Here is a 23,192-nt window from a genome sequence, read left to right on the forward strand (position 1 = left end):
GCTTTCGGCGCCAAGGGCGTGCCGCTCACTCAGCGACAGCACGATGGGCAGCGCCGGGAGCAGCACGAAGCCCGTTCCGACCAGCGTGAGGAAGGCCATCGGCGTGCTGGGACCAGGGCCAAGTGCAGGCAGGCCACGGCCGTGAAGGCGATCCCCGCGCCCATGAGCGAGACCTCGCGGCCGCGCCGGTCCGCCCACACCGGCACGACAGCGCAGCCGAGCACCCCGGCGATCATGGTGCACGCGAGGATCAGCCCGGCGGTGACTTCCGGGACTCCGGCCGGCGCCAGCAGCGGTTGCGCGAACGTCGCGAGCGCGATGAACGTGCCCATGGGGATGGCGACGACCGCGCACAACCGCCGGACGTACCGGTTGCCGAACGCCGCACGCACGGCCCGGAGGCCACCGGTCGCGGAACTCCCCCCGCGCCGGCGCGAAGCGCAGCGCTCCGACGAGGCACAGCCCGGCGTCCAGAGCGACCAGCGCGGTGATCAGCGTGAGGAGGCGGATGTGGTTCTCACCGGGCAGGAACGCCCCGAGCAGGTACCCGAGGACCATGCCGCCGAAGGTGGCGGAGGACGCGGCGGCGATCCCGGCGGCACGGTCCTTTTCGGACAGACAACCCACGGCGAGACCGGGGATGGCGTTGAGGACGAACGGCTGTCCTGCCGCGGCGACGACCTGCCCGGCCAAGGCCCAGGCGAAGTCGTCGGCCACCAGTCTCAGGAACGCCCCGCCGGCTGTGAGGACCGCGCCGGCGACGAGGGCCGGCCGGAGGAACCGGTCGAGCGCGAGGCCGGCCGGGATTGCGAGAAACACGTAAGACCGTGGCGACCGCAACCGCACCTGCGGCGGCAGCACGACGCACTCGTCGTCGAGGGGGCATCTGATGGCCCTTGTCGGTCGATCGGGAGGACCCACTGTCGCCGTCGCGATCGTCCTTCGGTGCGACACCGTGCACCCTGATTCGGGCCGCGCTGTGCATCCGGCACCAATCCGCCGGCGCGCCGGGAGGGCGGGCGCCGTCATGGCCCACTGCCGCGACATCCGTCCAGCGTTGCGATCCTCGCGTACGGCGCCGGCAGGACTTTTGCCCGGGCTCGAATCACCCGAATGGGGTGTTTTGCGGGCTGCGGCGCCTCAAAATGTGACGCAATACGGCCGCCCGCGATATCAACGTGGAAGCCGAAGGGGCGGTGATCGATGACGTTCAGGCAAGTGCAGCTACACCGTGACGTCCGCATCGTCTTGATCGCCGCCGGCGACACCCGCGAGGAACTTCGCCATTCCGGAATTACGGTCCAGCGCAACCGATAGGGGGATGAGAATGGAACAGCCGATCACGCTCGACGTCAAAGGTTCGGACGTGCACGCCGAAGGCGCCCGCCTGCGGAACCGCGGGCCGGTGACCCGGATCGAACTGCCCGGTGGCGTTCCGGCCTGGGCCGTTACCGGGAACGATGTCCTGCGTCGGCTGCTGGCCGACCCTCGGGTGTCCAAGGACGCGTTTCAGCACTGGCCCGCGTTCACCAACGGGGAAATCGCCGAAGATTGGCCGCTGCGGATCTGGGTTTCGATCCGGAACATGTTCACCGCCTACGGTGCCGACCACCGGCGGCTGCGTTCCCTGACGGCCGCCGCCTTCACGGCCCGCCGCACCGAGGCGCTCCGCCCGAAAGTGGAAGAAATCACCCGGGACCTGCTCGACGCCATCGAGGCGGATTCCGGTGACGCGCCCGTCGACCTGCGGGCGCGGTACGCGTACCCGCTGCCGATCGAGGTCATCTGCCGGCTGTTCGGCGTCCCGGGAAACAAACGGGCCGGGATCCGCGAAGTAGTGGACGGTTTCTTCGACAGCGCGATCACCGCGGAACAGGCGCAGGCGAACGTGGCGGCGGCGTACGCCCTGTTCACCGAACTGATCGCGCAGAAGCGCGCGGCGCCCGCCGACGACCTGACCAGCGCCCTGATCGCCGCGCGCGACGACCGGGACGGCGCGCTGACCGAAACCGAGCTCGTCGACACGATGATGCTGATGATGACCGCGGGCCACGAGACCACGGTGAACCTCCTCGACCACGCCGTCACCGCCCTGCTGACCCACCCTGATCAGCTCGCCCTGGTCCGGTCCGGACGACGGCCCTGGACCGCCGTGGTGGAGGAAACGCTGCGCTGGCAGGCGCCGATCCCGTACACGCCGCTGCGGTACGCGGTCGAGGACATCGAGGTGGACGGCACGGTGATCCGGCGCGGCGACGCGATCCTGGTCGGCTTCGGCGCCGCCGGGCGCGACCCCGCCCAGCACGGTGACACCGCCGACAGGTTCGACATCACCCGTACGGCCGCACCGCACCTCACCTTCGGCTACGGCGTGCACCACTGCCCGGGCGCGCCGCTGGCCCGGCTCGAAGCCGGGGTGGCGCTCCCGGCGCTGTTCGACCGCTTCCCGGAGCTGTCCCTCGCCGTGCCGCCGGAGGATCTGACCACCCTGCCCACGTTCCTGTCCAACGGGCACACCAGCTTGCCCGTCCACCTCCGGCCCGCACCTCGCTGACGCCCGGATCGCGCAGTGGACGAAGAACCGGTCCTCGACCCGTTCACTGTCTTCGACGACGAAGAGCGCCGACCAACCGTCGCGCTGCGACATCACCACGGCAACTCGTACGTCACGAGCGCCTTTGGCGGGGCGATATCGCGAGACCATCGATCAACTGAGACGAGCGGCAGACCACCAGAACGTCGTCACGCCGCTGTCGAGCCCACGACGAGCGAGCATTGTCGGCAAAGATCGTATCGCTTATCGTATACGACGCTGCATCCTCCCGACGCTGCGAGGTGACCCTGTGCCTGCCCCGACGACCCTCATCGCCCGCGACTTCACCGAATTCCGCGCCGCCGTCTCCCAGTCCTTCGTGCCGCTGCACGTGACCGCGGGCGGTGACGGCTTCCGCGGCCGGATCCGCTCGTCGGCGGCCGACGACGTGCAGGTTTCCGAGGTGACCGCCTCGCCGCACGTGGTGGAGCGCACGCCGGAGCTGATCGCGCGCGGCGAGCGCCGCTACTACAAGCTGAGCTTGATCCTGGCCGGCACCGGGCTGCTGGTGCAGGACGACCGCCAGGCCGTGCTGCGCCCCGGCGACGTCGCCCTCTACGACACGCACCGGCCGTATTCGCTGGTGTTCGAAGAGGACTTCCGGACCCTCGTCGTGATGTTCCCGCAGCGGCTGATCGACCTGCCCGCCGAGCTGGTCGGGCGGCTGACCGCGGTGCGGATGTCGGGCAAGGAGGGCGTCGGCAACGTCGTCGTGCCGTTCCTCGCCCAGCTCGGCGGCAACCTCGAGCAGCTGGCGGGCCCCGCGGGCGCGCGGCTGGCGCACAGCGCCGTCGACCTGCTGTCCACCCTGGTCGCCACCGAACTGGACCTCGCGCGCGCGAACGCCGACCCGCACCACGAGCTGATGCGCCGCATCCGCGCCCACATCGACGCGAACCTGCAGTCGACCGACCTCACCCCGGCGCGGATCGCGGCCGAGCACTTCATTTCGACCCGCCACCTGCACGGGCTGTTCCAGGAACAGGGCACCACCGTCTCCGGCTGGATCCGCACCCGGCGGCTGGAGCACTGCCGCCGCGACCTGCTGGACCCGGTGTACGCCGGCCGCCCGGTCGCGGCCATCGCCGCCCGCTGGGGGTTCGTCGACGCCGCGCACTTCAGCCGGGTGTTCAAGAGCGCGTTCGGCCGGGCGCCGAGCGAGGTGCGCCGGGAGTTGACCGTCAGCGTCCGGTAGTTGCCCGCCAGCGCGTGACCGCTCGCCCGGATCCCGGGGCCGCCCGACGATGAGGCCATGCCCGAAGCCCCCTCCGACGACTGGCGCACCTACGACGAGTTCGCGGCCGGCATCGCCACCTACCGGCTGCCGAACGCCGACCTCACCGGCCGGGACGTCAGGATCACCCTCGACGACGGCGAAGTCCTCGCCCTGAGCTTCACCGACGCCGAGCACGTGCTGTGCAACGGCGTCGAAGATCCGTACGACGCCGTCGCCGTGCGCGACGGAGTCTTCTTCGTGAACCTGCCGCTCACCAGCGTCGACGGCGAGGCGCTGACCGTCGTGTACTCGACCGCCACCCACCGCGCCCTCGCCGTCCGCTCGGTGATCGGCGCCGAGGACGTCGAGGGCGTTCCCCGCGTCTCGCAGGACTTCCGGGCGGGCGTCACCGACGGCGGCGAGCCGTCCGGGGCCGTGCCCGGACCGTCGCGCGACCTGATCGGCAAGCGGAACCTCTACCGCTACAGCCCCGACCACCTGTACGAGCACGTCTACGTCTCTTCGCAGCGCTACGCCTGGCAGTGCCTGGAAGGCGTGCAGCGCGGCCACGGCGACATGGACCTCTCGACCGTGTGGAAGTTCGCCGACGGGCTGTACCTGTTCTGCTTCCGCGAGTTCCGGATCGCCGTGGCGAGCGTCTGGCTGCACGACCTCGGCTACGCCCTGCGCACCACCGGGGTGTTCCTCGGCCTGACCGGCGACGGGGAGTCCGAGCACTCCCGCGCCGGCGGGCACATCTACCCGCTGGGCGCGGTGGCCTACCCCGATGCCCAGCCCGTCTGAAGGAGCAACCCGTGTCCAATCCGGACGTGATCCGCGCGCACTACGCGGCCAGCGACGCCGGCGACCTGCCCGGCATGCTCGCCCCGCTCGGCCCCGGGACGACGTGGACGGAGGCGGCCGGGTTCCCCTACGCCGGCACCTACACCGGCCCGGACGAAGTGCGCGAGCACGTGTTCGAGGCCATCGGCCGGGACTGGGACGGCTACCGCTTCACCCTCGGCGACCTGCTCGACGCCGGGGACGCGGTGATCGGCGTCGGCACCTACACCGGCACCCACCGCCGGACCGGCCGCTCGTTCACCGCCCGCGTCGCGCACCTGTGGCGCTTCGCGAGCGGCGAGGTCGTGTCCTTCGAGCAGATCGTCGACTCCGCGCCCGTCGTGGCCGCCCTCCAGGAGCAGCAATGAGAAGAATCCTGCCCGTCCTTTCCGCGGCCGTGCTCCTGGCCACCGCGGGCTGCGCCGGTTCCGACGCCGGGTCGAACGGCCCGATCGTGGTCGGGTCGGTCAACGCGCTGTCCGGCGCGGCCACCTTCCCGGAGGCGTCCCAGGCCGCGAAAGCCGTGTTCGACGCGGCCAACGCGGCCGGCGGGGTCAACGGCCGCAAGATCGAGTACAAGGCGATCGACGACAAGGGCGACCCGGCGGCCGCCGCGGCGGCCGCCCGCGAAGTGGTCGGCGGCGACCAGGCCGTCGCACTCGTCGGGTCGTCGAGCCTGATCGAGTGCGAGATCAACGAAAAGTACTACGAGCAGCAGAAGATCCTGTCGATTCCGGGCATCGGCGTCGACCCGGCGTGCTTCTCCAGCCCGAACATCGCGCCGGTCAACGTCGGCCCGTTCCACGACATGACGCTCACCCTCCTCTACGGCTCGGAAGTGCTGAAACAGGACGACATCTGCGCGCTGCTGGAGATCGCCGGCAACACGCTGCCGGCGTACCAGGCGGCCATCGGCGAGTGGACGAAGATCACCGGCAAGAAGCTGAAGTACGTCGACTCGACCGTGCCCTACGGCGGATCGGACTACACGCCCTACATCGTCAAGGCGCGCGCGGCGGGCTGCAAGGCGATCACCGTCAACCCGGTGGAGCCGGACTCGATCGGCCAGCTCAAGGCGGCGCAGGCGCAGGGCTGGACCGACGTCACGTGGCTGCTGCTGACCAGCGTCTACAGCGAGAACTACGCCAAGGCGATCTCGAACGCGGGCGCCGGCGTGTACGTCCCGGCCGAGTTCTACCCGTTCACCGACGCCGCCGCCCCGGCCAACAAGGACTGGCGGGAGCTGATGGCGAAGAACAAGATCCCGCTGACGTCGTTCAGCCAGGGCGGCTACCTGGCGGCGAAGTACTTCCTCGCCGTGCTGCGCGGGATGAAGGGCGACATCACGCGCGAGACGGTGTCGAAGGCGCTGCGCGAGATGAAGCCGATCAGCGACCCGATGGTCGGCACGCCGTACGTGTTCGGGCCGGCGCAGGCGCACCACGACAACACCGCGGGCTGGCCGATCAAGCTGGCCACCGGCGCCGACAAGTGGGAACTCGTGGCGCAGGACTGGCTCCGGATCCCGAAGCAGTAGGAGGACGTCGATGCTGCAGGGCGCTTTGGCCGGTCTTGCCGCCGGCGGGCTCTACGCGGTGCTCGCGGTGTGCCTGACCCTGATGTCGCGGCTGGTGCGGGTGGTCAACTTCGCCCAGTCCGCGACCGGGATGTTCGGCTGCTACGTGGCCGTCTTCCTCGCCGTCCACCTCGGCGTCCCGTCGTGGCTGGCGACCCTGACCGGCATCCTGCTCGGCGGCGCGCTGAGCGCGGTGCTCGGCTGGATCGTCTCCACCTGGCTGGCCGAGGCCGACACCGGCACGCGCTCGGCGACGACGGTCGCGGTGCTCCTGCTGCTGATTTCGCTGGCGTTCATCCTGTTCGGGAACAAGCCGCAGCCGTTCCACCCGCTGCTGGCCGGCCCGGCGTTCACGATCGGTGGTGTGGTGGTCAGCCAGGTCACCGTGCTCACGGTGGCGCTGGCGATCCTGGTCGCCCTGGGCTGCCGCGCGGTGTTGGCCCGGACGGCCTTGGGTGTGCGCCTGCGGGCCCTGTCGGAGCGCCCGACCACGGCGGAGCTGCTGGGCATCCCGGCCCGGCCGCTGTCGGTCGGGGTGTGGACGGCGACCGGGGTGATCGCGACCCTGGCGGTGTCGATCGTGGCGCCGTCGCAGTCGAACGACCCGACCTCGCTGGCGATGCTGGTGGTGCCGGCCGCGGCGGCGGCCCTGCTGGGCGGCTTCCGGCGGCTGGACCTGGCCGTGGCCGGCGGGCTGGTGCTGGGCATGGCCCAGGGCGCGGTGGCGCAGAGTGACCGGCTTTCGGTGCTGCGGTACTTCCTGCCGTTCTTGGTGATCGTGGCGCTGCTGCTGTGGACACAGCGCAAGGAGGTGTGGGATGCGGCTCGCTGAAAACCGTCTCGCGCGGGCGGGTCTGCCCTTCCTCGTCGCGGCCGCCGCCGCCGGCATCGGCTACGCGCTCAGCGCCGGGCTCGCCGGGTACTTCGTCTACCTCGGGGTCAGTGCCGTCGTCGCGGCCATCGCGCTGCTCGGGCTCGGGGTCGTCACCGGGACCGCCGGGATGATCTCGCTCTGCCAGCTCACCTTCGCCGCCGTCGGGGCGTTCGTCGTCTCCGCCTGCAACGTGGCCGGCGTGCCCGGCGGGTTCGTCACCTGGCTGCTGCTCGGCGGCCTCGCCGCCGCCGTGGCCGGGGTGCTCGTCGGGCTGCCCGCCCTGCGGCTGCGGGGCATCACCCTCGCCGTCGTCACCCTCGGGCTCGCCGCCGCCGCCGATCTCACGCTCGTGCAGATCCAGTTCCCCGGCGCCACCGAAGGCCTCTCCGTCGAGCGGCCCGAGGCGTTCTCCGACGACCGGTCCTACTTCCTGTTCGCCGTGCTGGTGCTCATCGCCTGCGGGCTGGTCGTGCACTTCCTGCGGCGCGGGCGGTGGGGCAGCAGCTGGCACCTCGTCGCCTTCTCCGAGCGCGGGACCGCGGCGGTCGGCGCGGGCGTGCGGACGTCGAAGCTCACCGCCTTCGCGGTCAGCGCCGCTCTCGGCGGGATCAGCGGCGGCCTGCTCACCGGGCAGGTCGGCCTGGCCTTCCCGGCCAGTTTCACCGCCATCCAGTCCCTGGCGCTGTACGTCCTGGCCGTCATGTCCGGCGCGCACCTGATCGACATGGCCGTGTTCGGCGCGCTGCTCTGGGTCGCCGTGCCCGAGCTGCTCAAACGCTGGGGCGTGCCGCAGGACTGGGGCTTCGTCGTCTTCGGCGTGCTCGGCGTCCAGGCCCTGACCGGGCGCGGCAACCTCGGCACCGCCGTGCGGGCCCTCTGGTACCGCCGCCGCTCGGGCAGGACGGCCGGGGTCGGGCTCACCGAAAGCATCCCCGACGTCGAGCCGCTGCCACCCGGCCACCCGGTGCTCGAGGTCCGCGGGCTGAGCGTCTCCTTCGGACACGTCACCGCGCTGTCCGAGGTGGACATCACGGTGCCGGAACACGGGATCCTCGGCGTGATCGGGCCCAACGGCGCCGGGAAGTCCACTTTGGTCGACGCGATCAGCGGCTTCCTGCCCCGGGCCGCCGGCACCGCCACCCTCGGCGACCGCCCGCTCACCGGCTCGCCGACGCGGCGGGCCCGCAGCGGGCTGCGGCGGACGTTCCAGCAGGACCGCGTCCCGCCCGGCCTCACCGTCGGCGCCTACGTCCGGTTCGTCGCCCGGCGGCGGCTCCCCGGCCGCGAGGTCGCCGACGCACTGGCGTTCTTCGGCTGCCCGGCGGCGCGGACGCCGCTGTCGCGGGTCGACGCGGGCGCGCGGCGGCTCGTCGAAGTGGTCGGGCACCTGCTCGCCCGCCCGCGGGTGCTGCTGCTCGACGAGCCGGCGGCCGGCCTGCCGCACGAGGAGCACGTGGCGTTCGGGCGCCGGCTGCGGCAGGTGCCCGCGCGGTTCGGGGTGTCGGTGCTGCTCATCGAGCACGACCTCGACCTGGTCCGGTCGGTCTGCGACACGCTCACCGTGCTCGACTTCGGCCGGGTGCTGGCGAGCGGGCCGCAGGCCGACGTCCTGGCCGATCCGGCCGTGCTCAAGGCGTACATGGGTGAAACGGAGCTGCTGTGAACGCGTTGCGAGTCCACGGGCTGACGGTGAAGCGCGGGGCCGGCCCGGTCATCCGCGACGTCGACCTGGTCCTCGAACCGGGCCGGATCACGGCGCTGGTCGGGCCCAACGGCGCCGGGAAGACGAGCCTGCTGGAGGCGGTGTCGGGCGTGGTGCCGCCGTCCACGGGCAGTGTTCACCTGGGCGGGGTGAACGTCACCCGGCATTCGCGGGTGGCTCGGGCCCGGCTCGGGCTGGCCCACATCGAACAGGGCCGCGCGGTGTTCCCCGGCCTGACGGTGCTGGAGAACCTCCGCCTGACCGCCCGCACGCCCGCGGTCGTCGACGAGGTCCTCGGGCTGTTCCCCGAGCTGGAGAAAAGGCGTGACTCCCCCGCGGCCCTGCTGTCCGGCGGCGAGCAGCAGATGGTCGTGCTGGCGCGGGCGTTCGCCGCGCGCCCGGCGTACCTGCTCATCGACGAGATGTCGCTGGGCCTGGCCCCGGTGGTCTTCACCCGCCTGCTGCCCGTCGTGACGCGGTTCGCGGCCGAGGGCGCGGCGATCCTGCTGGTGGAGCAGTTCACGCACCTGGCCCTCGGCGTCGCGCAGGAGGCGGTGGTGGTCTCGTCGGGCCGCGTCACCTACACCGGTGACGCGCAGACCCTCCTCGACTCCCCCGCCACCCTGCACTCCGCCTACCTCGGGTCCTGACTCACATCCCGGCGCGCTCGAAGGCCAGGGTCGGCAGGTCCACGGCGTGGGCCCCGCCGTCGGCGACGATCACCGCTCCGGTGATGTAGGACGACTCCGCCGAGCCCAGGAACCGGACGATCGCCGCGATCTCCCCGGGCTCGGCGGGGCGGCGCAGCGGGACCTCGGCCGTCACGCGGCGGTAGCCCTCCTCGTGGCCGCCGGTGAAGCCGGCCGCCGCGGCGAACTGGTCCATCTCGCCGTCCGCCATCGGGGTGCGGACCCAACCCGGGCACACCGCGTTCGCCCGCACCCCGCGCGGCCCGAAGTCGCGGGCGATCGAGCGGGTCAGGCCGATGAGCGCGTGCTTCGCCACGGTGTAGCCGGCGACGTTCGGCCCGGCGAACAGCCCGGCCAGCGACGACACCACGACCACCTGCCCGCCCGTCTCGACCAGCGACGGCAGCGCGGCCCGGCAGAACACGAACGCGCTGGAGAGGTTCGAGCGCAGGGCCAGTTCCCACTCGTCGTCGCCGGTGTCGACGACCGACGACAGGCCGTGGCCGCCGGCGTTGGCGACCACGACGTCCAGCCGTCCGTACTCACCGATGATCTCGGCGATGGCGCTTTCGGCGTCCTCACGCACGCTCGCGTCGCCGGTGATGACGTGCGCGCCGGTTTCCGCGGCCACCTTCTCGAGGGGCTCGCGACGCCGTCCCAGCACGACCACGCGCGCGCCTTCGCCCGCGTACCGGCGGGCCACCGCCGCGCCGATGCCGGTGCCGCCGCCGGTGATCGCGACGACCTTGCCTGATGAGTCCACTATGGATCCTTTCCTATGCGGGGAACGCGGAACGCGCCGACATCCCGAAGTCGGCGAGCAGGGCCTGGCCGTTGACCGGCCGCGAAGCCGGAGACGCGAGGAACAGCACCTGCCGGGCGACGTCGCCGGCCGCCTGCACCGGGAACGCCGGGTCGTCCAGGACGGCGCCGAGGTCGGCGCGCGCCATCGGCGTGTCCGCCACCGACGGGCAGACGCAGTTGACCCGGATGCCCGGCACCTCGACGGCCAGCGCGCGGGTCATCGCGACCACCGCGCCCTTGGACGCGCAGTAGGGCACCATGCCCGGCGCCGCCGTGAACGCCGAGTCACTGCCGAGCAGGACCACCGCGCCGCCGTCGGCCAGCCAGGGGAGCGCGTGCTTGACCAGCAGGAACTGCCCGGTGACGTTCACCGCGAGGACCCGGGCGACGTCGTCGGCCGTGGTCGCGGCCAGCGGGGTGCCGACCGGGCCGGAGATCCCGGCGCAGCCGACCACGGCGTCGAGGCCGCCGAAGCCACGGGCCACGGTGTCGACGGCGGCGGCCAGCGCGGGTTCGTCGGTGACGTCCGCCTGGACGACGCCGGGACCGGCCCGGCGGTCGACGACGCCGACGCGCGCACCCTCGGCGCGGAACGCCTGGGCACAGGCCAAGCCGATGCCGGACGCGCCGCCGGTCACCAGCACCGCCTTCCCGGCGAGTTCGGTTCGCATGCGCCCATCCTCACCGCGGGCGGCCGCCGGGCGTTGGCCGCGAGCGCAGCGTTGTTGTCCGGCGCCGCAAGGTCGATGGCGCGCACGGCGACCGGGGCCGAGACTCACCAGGGTGAGCACGCCGCACCCCCTCGACCCGCTGACCGCCGCCGAGCTGTCGGCCGGCCGCGCGATCCTCGCCGCGGCCGGGCTGGCCGGCGCCACGATCCGGGTCCCGCAGGTCCTGCCCGTCGAACCCGCCAAGGCGGAGGTGCGCGCCGGCCGGGGTGACCGACGGATCCGCTACACGCTCCTCGACACCGCCACCGGCCGCGCCGGTGAGGCCGTCGTCTCGGTGACCGGGGGCGAGCTGGTGTCCTGGGACGACTGGGCCGAGGCCGACGGGCAGCCGTCGTACCTGTTCGAGGAGTACGCGCTGGCCGAGCGGCTGACGAAGGCGTCGGAGCAGTGGCAGGCCGCGATGGCTCGGCGCGGCCTCGCCGACCGGATCGAACACGCCTTCTGCGCGCCGCTCGCGCCCGGCTACTTCGGGCGCGAGGACGAGACCGGCCGCGTCATGCGTTCCCTGACCTTCCTGCGGGAAGACGCCGACGACAGCCCGTGGGCGCACCCGGTCGAAGGCCTGGTCGTGCACTTGAACCTGACCGAGCAGCGCGTGCTGCGCGTCGAGGACGAGGGGGACGTCCCGGTACCCGCCGAGAGCGGGCGGTACACCGGCGGCCCGGCGCGGACGACGCTCAAGCCGGTCGAGATCACCCAGCCCGCCGGGCCGAGCTTCACCGTCGAGGGCTCCGAAGTGAGCTGGGAGGGCTGGCGGCTGCGCGTCGGCTTCAACGCCCGCGAAGGACTGACGCTGCACCAGGTGAGCTTCCAGGACCGGCCGGTCCTGTACCGGGCCTCCGTCCCGGAGATGGTGGTCCCATACGGGGACGTCGCGCCCGGCCGGTTCTGGATCAGCTACTTCGACGCCGGCGAGTACCAGTTCGGCAAGAACGGCAACGACCTGCGCCTGGGCTGCGACTGCGTCGGCGAAATCCGCTACTTCCCGGCCTGGGTGGCCGACGACCGCGGCGAGCCGGTGGAGGTCCCGCGCGCGGTCTGCCTGCACGAGGAGGACGACGGAATCCTCTGGAAGCACACCGACCTGGCCGGGCGGCCCGAGGTCCGGCGGTCGCGGCGGCTGGTGGTGTCGTCGATCTCCACCATCGGCAACTACGACTACGGCCACTACTGGTACTTCCACCTCGACGGCTCCATCGAGTTCGAGGCGAAGGCGACCGGCATCGTCTTCTGCGGCGCCGGCACCCCGGGCCAGGACCAGCCGCACGCCACCGAGCTGGCGCCCGGCCTGTTCGCGCCGGTCCACCAGCACCTGTTCTGCGCGCGCCTCGACGTCGAGGTCGACGGCGACCGCACCAGCCTGCACGAGATCGACGTCGAAGGCGTGCCGACCGGCCCGCGCAACCCGTACGGCAACGCGTTCACCTGGAAGACCACGCCGATGCGGACCGAACGCGAGGCGATGCGCCGGGCCCACCCGGCCCGCGCCCGCGTCTGGGAGGTCCGCAGCGCGTCCCGGGTCAACCGGCTCGGCAAGCCGACCGCCTACCAGCTGGTACCGCGCCCGTCGGCGACGCTGATGGCGCAGCCGGAGGCGACCGTGCACGCCCGCGCCACCTTCGCCACGCAGCACCTGTGGGCGACGCCGTACCGCGAGGACGAGCGGTACCCGGCCGGCGACCGCCCCAACGCCCACCCCGGCGGTGCGGGCCTGCCGGCGTGGACGGCCGCCGACCGCGACCTCGTCGACACCGACCTCGTGCTGTGGCACGTGTTCGGCCCGACCCACGTGCCCCGCCCCGAGGACTGGCCGGTGATGCCGGTCGACCGCTCCGGGTTCCTGTTCCGGCCGTCCGGGTTCCTCGACCGCAACCCCGCGCTCGACCTCCCGGCCGGCGACCACTGCGCACATTGAGGACACGATGACCCTTTCGGACACCTCCACCTGGCTGCCCCTGGACGGCCTGGCTCCCGGCTTCGACGCCAACAAGGCGCCGGTCGTCGACGACCTGCACGACCGCTCCTTCGTGCTGCGCGACGACGACGGACCGGTCTTCACCTGGCGCGGCACCGACGAGACGTTCCTCGTCGACGACGACCTCTACTACGTCCAAGTCCGGCCCTCGGCTCGCGAGGCGGTCTCGCTCTTCCTGGACCTGCGGGACGGCCGTGCGCTGGTGGTCACCACGACGATCAACGACCACGGCACCCCGCGCGTCACCCAGGAGTTCCGGCCCGCGACCATCGACGGCTCCGACGTCCGCGGCGAGCCGATGACGCCGAGCACCGCGCTGATCGGACGCCGGGTGCTGTGGGTCTACAGCCGCGAGCACGCCTACGAGCACGTCTACCTCAGCCCGCACTGGTACACCTGGCAGTGCCTGGCCGGGCCCGAGCGCGGGCTGGCCGACACCGACGAGAACACCGTCTACCAGCTGCGGCCCGGCATCCACGTCTTCACCTGGCGGGAGAAGGTCATCCCGTGCGCGTCGGTGACCGTCGCCGACCACCGCAACGCCCGCGCCTTGCGCTCGCACGGTGTCCTCTTCGGACTCGACGCCACCGGCGAACAGCCGACGCACTTCACCTTCGGCGCGCACGGACGGCTGCTGAGCACCACCGTCCACCCGGCCGGGTTCGACCCGGCGGAGAGCTGACCATGGCCGCCGACCTGGTGCTGACGAACGCCGTCGTGTACACACTGGACGCCACACGGCCGTGGGCGTCCTCTTTGGCTGTCTCCGGTGGAAAGGTCGTCGACGATGTCGCCGGCCCGGACACCGAGGTGCTCGACCTGGGCGGCGCGTTCGTCATGCCGGGGCTCGTCGACGTGCACAACCACCACGCGATGGCCGGGCGGGCCGAGCTGTTCGAACTCGCCTTCGGCTCGGACGCCGGTGTCGAGGACATCCTGGCCGCCGTCCGCGCGCGGGCCGCGTCGCTGGGACCGGACGAATGGCTCACCGGCGGCGCCTGGGCGTCCACTTTGGTCGCGGAGCTGTCGGTCCCGGCGGCCCGGCGGGCGCTGGACGCGGCCGCGGGCGGGCGGCCGGTGTCGCTGTCGGACGACAGCAGGCACAACCGCTGGGTGAGCAGCCGGGCCCTGGAGCTGGCCGGGATCACCGCGGCGACGCCGGACCCGCCCGGCGGGATCGTCGTCCGCGACGGCGGCGAGCCCAGCGGGCTGCTGCTGGAGGCCGCCGGGGTGCTGGTCGAGCGCGTGATCGCCGGGTTGACCCCGGAGCAGCACCGGCGGGCTTCCCGGCGGGCGATCGAGGTGCTGCACGGCTTCGGTGTCACCGCGTTCCAGGACGCCGGGGTCTCGGCCGACATCCTGGGCGCGCTGCGCTCGCTGGACCTGGCCGGCGAGCTCGACGCCTGGGTGGTGTCATCGCTGCTGGTCAACGACCCGATCTTCGGGGTCGACCCGGTCGGGGCGCCGCTGCTGGAGCTCGCCGGCGAGTACCGCACCGAGCACCATCGGCCGGACTTCGTGAAGATTTTCCTCGACGGCGTGCCGCCGACCCGCACGGCGGCCTTCCTGGAGCCGTACCTGCCCGACGACACCCACGGCAGCTGCTTCCACGGCGCCACGACGATGCCCCCCGCCGAACTGACCGGCTGGCTCATCACGGCGGCCGCCGCGGGCTTCTCGGCGAAGGTCCACTGTACGGGCGACGCGTCGGTGCGGCAGTTCCTGGACGCGGTCGAGAAGGTGCGCGCGGCGGGATACGCCGATACGCGGTTCCAGGTGGCGCACGGGCAGTTCGTGCACCCCGACGACCTGCCGCGGTTCGCCGCTCTGGGCGTCGCGGCGGACATCTCGCCGTTCCTGTGGGTGCCGGGGGTCATCCCGGCGGCGATCGCGGAGGTGCTGCCGGCCGCCCGGGCGGCGCGGATGCAGCCGAACCGGACGTTGCTGGACACCGGTGCCCTGGTGGCCGGCGGCTCGGACTGGCCGGTGAGCGAGTCGCCGAACGCCTGGGAAGGCATCGCGGGCCTGGTGACGCGTTCGGACCCCCACGGCCGGCGGCCGGGCGCACTCTGGCCGGAGCAGGCGATCACCCTGGCCGAGGCGATCGAGGTGTTCACCATGGGCGGCGCACGGGCGTGCGGCCTGGACGACGTGACGGGCGCGCTGACACCGGGGCGGTCGGCGGACTTCGTGGTCCTGGACCGCAATCCCTTCCGGACGGCGGCGGTCGCGGCGACGAAGGTCGTGGAGACGTGGTTCGCGGGGCGGCGCGTGTTCCGGCGCTGACCCCGGCGCTGTCCGCACGCACACTTTCTCCTACACTGGTAGAGAAACCAGTGCGGGAGGTGCCGGGTGCCCAAGATCATCGACCACGACCAGCGGCGCAGCGACATCGTCGACGTCACCTGGGAGCTGATCGTGCAGGGCGGGATCGAAGCCGCCACCATGCGGGAGATCGCCGCCGCCGCCGGATTCGCCAACGGGGCCCTCAAGCTGTACTTCCCCAGCAAGGAAGACATCATCGCGGCGACCTACGAGCGGGCCCTCGACATGATGCGCCAGTACGTCGAGCTCGACGGCCTGCGGGGGCTCACCGCGCTGCGCGAGATCTGCGTTTCGTCCATGCCGATCGACGAAGAGCGGATCACCGCCGGGCGGGTGCTGCTCGTCTTCTGGCAGAAGTCGCTGGGCAACCGGCGGATGCACGACAAGTACCTCGAGCACGTCCGCGAATGGCGTGGGCTGCTGCACCGCTTTCTCGCCGAGGGCCGCGAAGACGGCGACATCGTCACCGAGACCCCCGACGAGCAGATCGTCGACGAGATCGTCCTGCTCAACGCCGGCGCCAACGTGATGAGCCTGGTGGCGGGTGAGTTTTCCACGATCGACCTCCAGCACCGGCACCTGGAGTCCCTTCTGGACCGCCTCACCCGCCCCTGACTCAGGCGAAGATCCCCCGCAGGTACGCGGCCACCTCGGCGTGCGAGCGCGCCGACGCGGGCAAGTCCGTGTACAGCCCGTAGAAGCCGTGGATCTGCCCGGCGTACCGGTGCAGGTCCACCGCCACCCCGGCGTCGGCCAGCCGCCGGGCGAACGCTTCCCCCTCGTCACGCAGGACGTCGTACTCCGCCGTCAGCACCAGCGCCGGCGGCAGGCCCGTGAGGTCACTGGCACGCGACGGCAGCACGTAGGGGTCGTCGAACGAAAGCGGGGCATACTGGGCGAAGAAGAACCGCATCGCATCGGCCGTCATGCCGTAGCCGGTCGCGAAGTCCACATAGGACGCATGGCCGTCGTCGGGATGGCCGAACACCGGGCAGATCAGCACCTGCGCCGCGATCGGGGGGCCATCGCGGTCGCGAGCCATCAGGGAGACCACTGTGGACAGGTTGCCGCCGGCGCTCTCGCCGCCGACCGCGATCCGGGACGGCGAAACCGCCGGGCCCGCGCCGCCCGCCGCCAGCCATTCCAGCACCGCGTAGCAGTCCGCGGGCGCCGCCGGATACGGGTCCTCCGGCGCGAGTCGGTACTCGACGGCCGCGACCGCGACCGACGCCGCCGCGCACACCGCGCGGGAGGCGACCTCGTTCTCGTCGATCGAGCCGATCGTCCAGCCGCCGCCGTGGATCCACACGAGCACCGGCACCGGGCCGGGCGCGTCCGGCAGGTACAGCCGGACGCGCAGGTCGCCGCCCGGGCCGGGCACGGCCACCTCGGTCACCGAGGCCACCGGCGCCACCGGGCCGGGCTCCGGCCGCGATGCCGCGAACGCCGCCCGCAGCTCGGCGGCCGTCATCGGGCGGGCGGGCGCGTCGGGGCTGCGGGCCAGCAGCTCCCGCACCGCGGGGTCGAGACCCATGGTCACACCGCCTCCGCGACGAGCACCCGCGGCGAACCCGGCAGCGTCAGCCGGTCGACCGGCCGCCACCCGGCGCCGGCCAGCCAGCCGCGGACGTCCCGCTCGGGGTACACGACCGTGCCGTCGATGACCAGGTACTCCCCCGCGTGCAGGGCGTCCAGGTCCCGCGGCGAAGCGTCCTCGTCGAGGAAGAAGTCGAGCAGCAGCAGCCGCGCGCCGGGCGCCGCCGCGGCCCGCGCGTGCCGCAGGATCGCCCGGTTTTCGTCGACGGAGAACCGGTGGACGACGTGGTTCACCATCACCAGGTCGAACTCGCCCGGCGGTTCGGCGCCGGGGGTCGACGCGCCGACGACGGTCGTCCGGTCGGCGAACTCCGTGACGGCCGCGGTCACCGGGTCCACCGACCGCGGGTCGTAGACGAAGGTCGCCCGCAGGACGTCGTTCGCGCGGAGGGCCTGGAGCGCGAACTCGGCGGAAAGGCCGCCCAGGTCGAGGAGGTTCTTGTACCCGCCGAAGTCGAAATTTCGCGCCAGCATCCGCGCGTGCAGGGCGTTATACACCATGACCCCGCCGAGGAACGTCGTCCAGCGGTCGCCGTCGAGGTCGAGCTCGCCCGGCTCGCCGGTGTCGGCGGTGCGCGCGAACTGCAGCCAGTGCGGGTAACTGATGGTTTCGAGGAAGGTCAGGAACGGCGCGAGGTCCAGACCCCCTCCGCCGAGGTACTCGGCGGTCTCGGACGTGAGCGCGTAGCGACCGTCCACGCGGGACAGCAGGCCGCGCGCGGCGAGGGCGTCGCCGAGGATCCGGACGATCTTCTCCGGCTTGCCGGTGCGCTCGGCCAGCTCGGCCGGCCCGAGCGGGCCGGCCGCCAGCGCCGGGAACAGGCCGATCCGGTTGGCGGCGAAGAGCTGCTGGGCGGCCATGTAGCCGACGGCGGTCTCCACGATCTTCTCGGGCGTGGCTGGGGTGGGCGTCACGTCATCCTCCTTGTGTTCGACCCGGACACTCTACATGTGTAGATAAAAGAGTCCAGCACCGAATTTCTCCCGCGCAGCAACAAAAAGCTGTGATGTTTCAACTTCCTACGTCTGTAGAATAAAACCATTGACACCGCGTGCGGCCAGTGTCAACATGCGTAGAACTACCCCTGCCGGTGCCCGGCAGTCCGGCCCGCCCCCGCGCGGCGGCCGCGAGGAAAGGGGAATTCATGACGCTGCTCGAAATCCGGGAGCTCACCGTCGGCGTCGTCACCGACGACACCGAACGCGAACTCGTGCGGGAGCTCTCCCTCGATCTCGGGCAAGGGCGGACGCTCTGCGTAGTCGGCGAGTCCGGCAGCGGAAAGACCGTGACCGCCCTGTCGATCATCCGCCTGTTCGAGTTCGTCGCCCCCGTCCGCACCCGAGGCGAGATCGCGATCGACGGCGTGGACGTGACGGAACTGCCCGCCGACGCGATGCGCGCCTACCGCGGCCCGCGGATCGGCATGATCTTCCAGGAGGCCCTGGACTCGCTGAACCCGAGCCGCCGCGTCGGCTCGCAGCTGGCCGAGGCCTACCGCGAACCCGGGTCGCTGCCCGGCCAGGCGGCCCGCCGCGGCAGCCCGCTGCGCAAGCGGGCCGAAGCCAAGGCGAAGCGGCTGCTGACCGAGGTCGGGCTGACCGACACCGACCGGATCCTGCGGCTGTACCCGCACCAGATGTCCGGCGGCATGCAGCAACGCGTGATGATCGCACTCGCCCTGATGGCCGACCCGGACCTGCTCATCGCCGACGAGCCGACCACCGCGCTCGACGTCACCACGCAGGCCGAGATCCTCACGCTCTTCGACCGCGTGCGCCGCGACCACGGCACCGCCTGCGTGTTCATCACCCACGACATGGGCGTCGCCGCGCAGGTCGCCGACCGGATCGCGGTGATGTACCGCGGCCGCCTGGTCGAAGTGGGCTCGCGCGACGAGGTCCTGACGCGGCCGAAGCACCCGTACACCCGGGCGCTGCTCGGCTGCGTGCCGCAGCTCGGTGTCGACCGCCGCGCCGGGTTCCCGGTCATCTCTCCCACGATGACCCTCGAGACGCCGGCCGGGCAACCACAGCCGGACCAGGTCCGCCAGGGATCTCCGCTGACGATCACTCGAGCGTCCAAAGTGTACGGCCGAAGAGGACACCGGGTCGACGCCGTGCGGGACGTCTCCCTCGAGATCCCGCCCGGCGAGTTCTTCGGCCTGGTCGGCGAGTCCGGCTCCGGCAAGTCGACCCTCGGCCGGTTGGTGACGGCGCTCGAACCGCCGACTTCGGGAACAGTCACCTTCGGTTCCCATGGAATCGACTCCGCCGGGCTCACCGGTGACGAGCGGGCGTTCCGCCGCCGCGTCCAGCTCATCTTCCAGGACCCGCAGAGCTCTCTGGACCCCCGGCACACCGCCGCGCGGATCATCGCCGAGCCGCTCAAGGAGCTCACGCCGTTGCGCGGAGCCGAGCTCGACCGGCGGGTCGCCGACCTGATCGACGAGGTCGGGCTGCCGAAGGACACCGCGGGGAAGCTGCCGTCGCAGCTGTCCGGCGGGCAACGCCAGCGCGTCTCCATCGCGCGGGCGATCGCCGCCGGGCCCGAGCTGATCGTGGCCGACGAGCCGACATCGGCCCTGGACGTCTCGGTGCAGGGCCAGGTGATGAACCTGCTGCTGAACCTGCGCCGCACCCGCACGCTCAGCCTGCTGTTCATCACCCACAACCTCAGCCTCGTGCTCTCGGTCGCCGACCGCGTCGGCGTCATGTACCGCGGGCAGCTGATCGAGACCGGCACCCCCGACGAGATCCGTCTCTCCCCGCAGCACGACTACACCCGGCGGCTGCTCGCCGCCAACCCCGACCTGCCCGCCCTCCCCCACACAGGATCGACGCGCCCATGAAGAGAACTCCCCTGCTCGCCACCCTCGCCGCCGCGGGCACCCTGCTCGCCGGCTGCATGGGCAGCGCCGGAACGACCCCGGCCGCCGACGGGCCTCCGGTCCGCGGCGGCAACCTCACCGTCGCCGTCCCCACCGATCCGCAGTCGCTCGACATGGTCGCCAACCCCGGCCAGGTGACCGCGCAGATCGGCAACATGATGTACGAGAAGCTGTTCGAGGTCGACCAGCACTTCGTCGCCCGGCCGATGCTCGTCGACACCTACACGACCAGCCCGGACCGGCTCGCCTACACGTTCAAGCTGCGCCAGGGCGTCACGTTCCAGGACGGCAACCCGCTGACCGCGAACGACGTCGTCGCGAGCCTGCGGCGCTGGCAGAAGAGCCACCGCACCGGGCAGCTCGTCACCCCGGACATCGACGCGATCACCGCGCCGGACCCGGCGACGGTGAGCATCGAGCTCAAGCGGCCGCGCTACCCCCTCATCGACGAACTGGCCGGCGCCGGCACCGAGATCTACGAGGCGAAGAACCTGGTGGACCTGCCCGCCACCGGGTTCGGCCAGGACAAGGCGATCGGCACCGGCCCGTACAAGCTGAAGAGCTGGGACATCGGCCAGCAGCTGGTGCTCCAGCGCTACGACGGCTACCAGTCGCGGTCCGAGGAGGACTGGGGTGGCCAGGCCGGCGCCAAGCACGCCTACCTCGACACGGTCACCTACAAGGTCGTCGGCGACCAGGACGCGCTGATCAACGGCCTGCAGACCGGCCAGTGGGACCACGCCATGCCGGCCAACGACCAGTACGAGCAGCTCAAGGCCAACCCGAACCTGGTGGTGCACAACCTGCCCGGCGGCAACGAGAACGTCGTCATCCCCAACTTCAACCCCGGATCGAAGTTCGCCGACCCCCGGGCCCGCCAGGCGTTGAACCTGCTGCTGGACAAGCCCGCCATCAACGCGGCGACCGGCGGCAGCAAGGACCTGACCATCGAGACGGGCGCGTTCGCCTCGCCGGACAACAAGGCGTCCTACTCGACCGCCGGTGAATCCGTCTACCGCGAACACGACCCGGCCCGCGCGAAGCAGCTGCTCGCCGACGCCGGCATCACCACCGGGGCGACGATCCACATCGTCACCACGAACTCCTACCCCGAGTTCGGCAAGTGGGCCGTGCTCATCCAGGACGCGCTCGGCAAGATCGGCCTGCAGACCAAGATCGACACCTTCGACTTCGCCACCATGCTCGGCACCCTCACCAAGGACCCGGGCGGCTGGGACATCACGACGCTGTTCTTCGACTCGTCGCTGACCTCGCCCGCCCAGATGCCGGCGCTCACCCTCGGCACGCTGAACGGCTCGTCGTCGCCGGAGCTCGACGGGCTGCTGGCCGAGTTCAACGCTTCGACCACACCCGAGCAGGCCAAGGCCGTCATCGACAAGCTCCAGACGTTCACCTGGAAGCAGCTGTCGGTGATCACGCTGAGCCAGTCGAAGCTCTGGGCGGCCTACACCCCGCGGCTCAAGGGCTACGGCGACTTCTACCGGGTGTTCTGGAACTCCTGGCTGGCCGCATGACCGGGGTGCTGCTGCGTCGGCTGCGCGACCTGGTGATCATCCTGGTCATCGCCGGCACCATGATGTTCTTCGTCATCCGGCTGATCCCGGGCGACCCGGCCCAGGCCATCCTCGGCCCGACCGCGCGCCCGGCCGACGTCGCCGCGCTGCGCACGAGCCTGGGCCTCGACGGCTCGCTCTGGCAGCAGTACCTGAGCTGGGCCGGGCACGTGCTGCGCGGCGACTTCGGCACGTCGATCACCTACCACCAGCCGGTCCTCGACGTCGTCGCCGCGCACATCGGGCCGACACTGACGCTCGCCGTGCTCTCGACGGTGATCAGCTTCGTCCTCTCGGTGGCGATCACCTCGTGGCAGGCGGTGTCGCCGCGCAACCCGGTGGCCCGCACGCTCGACCGGCTGTCGTCGCTCGGCATGGCGATGCCGGACTTCTGGATCTCCCTCGTCCTGGTGCTCGTCTTCTCGGTGACCCTGCGGTGGTTCCCCTCCAGCGGTTACCACGACCTGCTGACCGATCCGGTGGCCGCGGTGCCGGCGCTGGTGCTGCCGGTGACCGTGCTCGTCATCGGGCAGACGGCGCTGTTCGTGCTGACGCTGCGCGAGAGCGTGCTCGGCGAGCTGCCGCTCGCCTACCTGCGGACCGCGCGCGTCAAGGGCCTGCCCGAACGGCGGGTGCTGCTCAAGCACGTCCTGCCGAACGCGCTGATGCCGCTGGTGACGCAGCTGGGGAGCAACTTCGCCATGCTCGTCGGCGGGATCGTGATCATCGAGTCGATCTTCGTGGTGCCCGGCCTCGGGCACCTGCTCATGGGTGCGGTGTCCACTCGCGACTTCCCGCTCATCCAGGGCGTGACGTTGTTCGTCGCGGTGCTGTTCGTCGTGGTCAACCTGCTGGTCGACCTGTCGTACGCGCTGCTCGACCCGAAGGTGCGTGTCGCATGAGCCTCGCCGTCGCCGAACCCGCCACCTCGGTGGACGCTCCCCTGCCGCGGCGCGCGGCCCGGGTGTTCCGGCGCAACCGGACCCTCGTCGTGTGCTCGGTCCTGCTCGGCCTGATCGTGCTCACCGTGGTCGTGCTGCCGTTCTTCCTGCCGAGCGTCAGCGCGACCGACCCGGTGCACCGGCTGCTGCCGCCGTCGGGCGCGCATCCGCTCGGCACCGACTCCTTCGGCCGGGACGTCCTCGCCCGGCTGGTGTCGGGTGGGCGCGCGTCGCTGGGGCTGTCCGCGTTGATCACGCTCTGCGCGGCCTTCTCCGGCATGGTGATCGGCCTGGTCAGCGGCTTCTACCGGGCCGCGGACGCGGTGCTGATGCGGCTGATGGACGCGTGGATGTCGTTCCCGGCGATCATCCTCGCGATGGCGCTGGCCATCGCGCTCGGCGCGAGCATCTGGACCGAGCTGATCGCGCTGACGGTGATCTTCACGCCGTTCACCGCCCGGGTGATCCGCAGCCGCGTGCTCGGCATCGCCGGACGGCAGTACATCGGCGCCGCGCGGGTGTCCGGGATGAGCCGCGGCAAGATCCTGCTGGTGCACGTGTTCCCCAACGTGCTGCCGCTGGCGCTGGTCCAGGTCGTCATCCTGGCCGCGGCCGCGATGCTCGTCGACGGAGCCATGAGCTTCCTCGGCCTCGGCATCGCCCCACCCACGCCGACCTGGGGAAACATGATCGCCGAGGGCCGGTCGTACCTGGTCACCGCGCCGTGGCTGGTCGTGGTGCCGGGCGTGACGATCATGGCCTGCGTGCTCCTGCTCAACCTCATCGGCTCCGCGCTGCGGATCGCCGTCGACGCCCGTGCCCGGACGCTCGGCGAGCTGCAGCGGCTGCGCCGGGCTTCGTGAGA

The 23,192-nt window shown here is 71.8% G+C and carries 21 protein-coding genes; 16 read left to right on the plus strand and 5 right to left on the minus strand.

The features are described 5' to 3' along the window. Positions 1-29: 29 nt before the first annotated feature. The gene (locus AB0M30_RS13830; protein WP_364583868.1) at positions 30-392 is read right to left on the minus strand and encodes a hypothetical protein; all 363 of its coding nucleotides are present in this window, start codon (positions 390-392) and stop codon (positions 30-32) included. Between the two features lie 935 nt (positions 393-1,327). Between AB0M30_RS13830 and AB0M30_RS13835 the strand changes: the two genes are divergently transcribed. The 8 genes from AB0M30_RS13835 to AB0M30_RS13870 all read left to right on the plus strand — a co-directional run bounded on the left by AB0M30_RS13835 (position 1,328) and on the right by AB0M30_RS13870 (position 9,454). After that, positions 1,328-2,554, plus strand: a complete 1,227-nt coding sequence (locus AB0M30_RS13835) for a cytochrome P450 (RefSeq protein WP_364583871.1) — start codon at positions 1,328-1,330, stop codon at positions 2,552-2,554. Positions 2,555-2,843: 289 nt separating this feature from the next. Next, the gene (locus AB0M30_RS13840) at positions 2,844-3,788 is read left to right on the plus strand and encodes a helix-turn-helix domain-containing protein (RefSeq protein WP_364583873.1); all 945 of its coding nucleotides are present in this window, start codon (positions 2,844-2,846) and stop codon (positions 3,786-3,788) included. 57 nt (positions 3,789-3,845) lie between these two features. Next, positions 3,846-4,613, plus strand: a complete 768-nt coding sequence (locus AB0M30_RS13845; protein WP_364583875.1) for a MoaF C-terminal domain-containing protein — start codon at positions 3,846-3,848, stop codon at positions 4,611-4,613. Positions 4,614-4,624: 11 nt separating this feature from the next. Further along, positions 4,625-5,020: a nuclear transport factor 2 family protein gene (locus AB0M30_RS13850; protein WP_364583878.1), complete on the plus strand. Its 396-nt coding sequence runs from the start codon at positions 4,625-4,627 to the stop codon at positions 5,018-5,020. Further along, a complete protein-coding gene (locus AB0M30_RS13855; protein ID WP_364583881.1) occupies positions 5,017-6,189 on the plus strand; it encodes an ABC transporter substrate-binding protein in 1,173 nt (390 codons plus the stop codon). Before AB0M30_RS13850 ends, AB0M30_RS13855 begins: the two co-directional genes overlap by 4 nt. Positions 6,190-6,199: 10 nt before the next feature. After that, entirely contained in the window at positions 6,200-7,060 is an 861-nt protein-coding gene (locus AB0M30_RS13860; protein ID WP_364583883.1) for a branched-chain amino acid ABC transporter permease, read from the plus strand. Then, entirely contained in the window at positions 7,047-8,765 is a 1,719-nt protein-coding gene (locus AB0M30_RS13865; RefSeq protein ID WP_364583886.1) for an ATP-binding cassette domain-containing protein, read from the plus strand. The genes AB0M30_RS13860 and AB0M30_RS13865 overlap by 14 nt, the downstream gene beginning before the upstream one ends. Next, positions 8,762-9,454: an ATP-binding cassette domain-containing protein gene (locus tag AB0M30_RS13870; protein WP_364583889.1), complete on the plus strand. Its 693-nt coding sequence runs from the start codon at positions 8,762-8,764 to the stop codon at positions 9,452-9,454. Before AB0M30_RS13865 ends, AB0M30_RS13870 begins: the two co-directional genes overlap by 4 nt. Position 9,455: 1 nt before the next feature. Here the strand turns inward: AB0M30_RS13870 and AB0M30_RS13875 are convergent, their stop codons facing one another. Both AB0M30_RS13875 and AB0M30_RS13880 read right to left on the minus strand, forming a co-directional pair. Further along, on the minus strand, positions 9,456-10,256 hold the full coding sequence (locus AB0M30_RS13875; protein WP_364583891.1) for an SDR family oxidoreductase: 801 nt from the start codon (positions 10,254-10,256) through the stop codon (positions 9,456-9,458). 13 nt (positions 10,257-10,269) lie between these two features. Then, on the minus strand, positions 10,270-10,968 hold the full coding sequence (locus AB0M30_RS13880; RefSeq protein ID WP_364583893.1) for an SDR family oxidoreductase: 699 nt from the start codon (positions 10,966-10,968) through the stop codon (positions 10,270-10,272). A gap of 112 nt (positions 10,969-11,080) precedes the next feature. On the opposite strand from AB0M30_RS13880, the gene AB0M30_RS13885 reads away from it, so the two are divergent. From AB0M30_RS13885 to AB0M30_RS13900, 4 genes are all read left to right on the plus strand, one after another. Then, positions 11,081-12,943, plus strand: coding sequence for a primary-amine oxidase (locus AB0M30_RS13885; protein ID WP_364583896.1), 1,863 nt, complete (start codon positions 11,081-11,083; stop codon positions 12,941-12,943). 7 nt (positions 12,944-12,950) lie between these two features. Further along, a complete protein-coding gene (locus AB0M30_RS13890; RefSeq protein ID WP_364583898.1) occupies positions 12,951-13,685 on the plus strand; it encodes a MoaF C-terminal domain-containing protein in 735 nt (244 codons plus the stop codon). Positions 13,686-13,687: 2 nt separating this feature from the next. Beyond that, positions 13,688-15,289 carry an amidohydrolase gene (locus AB0M30_RS13895; protein ID WP_364583900.1) on the plus strand — a complete coding sequence of 534 codons (1,602 nt, stop codon included), beginning with the start codon at positions 13,688-13,690 and terminating at the stop codon, positions 15,287-15,289. Between the two features lie 66 nt (positions 15,290-15,355). Further along, positions 15,356-15,943, plus strand: a complete 588-nt coding sequence (locus AB0M30_RS13900; protein WP_364583903.1) for a TetR/AcrR family transcriptional regulator — start codon at positions 15,356-15,358, stop codon at positions 15,941-15,943. A gap of 1 nt (position 15,944) precedes the next feature. Here the strand turns inward: AB0M30_RS13900 and AB0M30_RS13905 are convergent, their stop codons facing one another. Both AB0M30_RS13905 and AB0M30_RS13910 read right to left on the minus strand, forming a co-directional pair. After that, positions 15,945-16,862, minus strand: coding sequence for an alpha/beta hydrolase (locus tag AB0M30_RS13905; RefSeq protein WP_364583906.1), 918 nt, complete (start codon positions 16,860-16,862; stop codon positions 15,945-15,947). 2 nt (positions 16,863-16,864) lie between these two features. Further along, positions 16,865-17,839 carry a methyltransferase domain-containing protein gene (locus AB0M30_RS13910; protein WP_364583909.1) on the minus strand — a complete coding sequence of 325 codons (975 nt, stop codon included), beginning with the start codon at positions 17,837-17,839 and terminating at the stop codon, positions 16,865-16,867. A 230-nt stretch (positions 17,840-18,069) separates the two neighbouring features. On the opposite strand from AB0M30_RS13910, the gene AB0M30_RS13915 reads away from it, so the two are divergent. Genes AB0M30_RS13915 through AB0M30_RS13930 form a run of 4 tightly spaced genes read left to right on the plus strand, consistent with a single transcriptional unit; the run spans position 18,070 to position 23,190 of the window. Next, positions 18,070-19,773 carry an ABC transporter ATP-binding protein gene (locus AB0M30_RS13915; RefSeq protein WP_364583911.1) on the plus strand — a complete coding sequence of 568 codons (1,704 nt, stop codon included), beginning with the start codon at positions 18,070-18,072 and terminating at the stop codon, positions 19,771-19,773. Further along, complete coding sequence (locus AB0M30_RS13920; protein WP_364583912.1) at positions 19,770-21,347, plus strand: ABC transporter substrate-binding protein; 1,578 nt, start codon at positions 19,770-19,772, stop codon at positions 21,345-21,347. Before AB0M30_RS13915 ends, AB0M30_RS13920 begins: the two co-directional genes overlap by 4 nt. Next, positions 21,344-22,288, plus strand: coding sequence for an ABC transporter permease (locus AB0M30_RS13925; protein WP_364583914.1), 945 nt, complete (start codon positions 21,344-21,346; stop codon positions 22,286-22,288). The genes AB0M30_RS13920 and AB0M30_RS13925 overlap by 4 nt, the downstream gene beginning before the upstream one ends. Next, the gene (locus AB0M30_RS13930) at positions 22,285-23,190 is read left to right on the plus strand and encodes an ABC transporter permease (protein WP_364583916.1); all 906 of its coding nucleotides are present in this window, start codon (positions 22,285-22,287) and stop codon (positions 23,188-23,190) included. The genes AB0M30_RS13925 and AB0M30_RS13930 overlap by 4 nt, the downstream gene beginning before the upstream one ends. Positions 23,191-23,192: the final 2 nt, after the last annotated feature.

Source organism: Amycolatopsis sp. NPDC051716, assembly GCF_040681595.1.
Taxonomy (GTDB): Bacteria; Actinomycetota; Actinomycetes; order Mycobacteriales; family Pseudonocardiaceae; genus Amycolatopsis.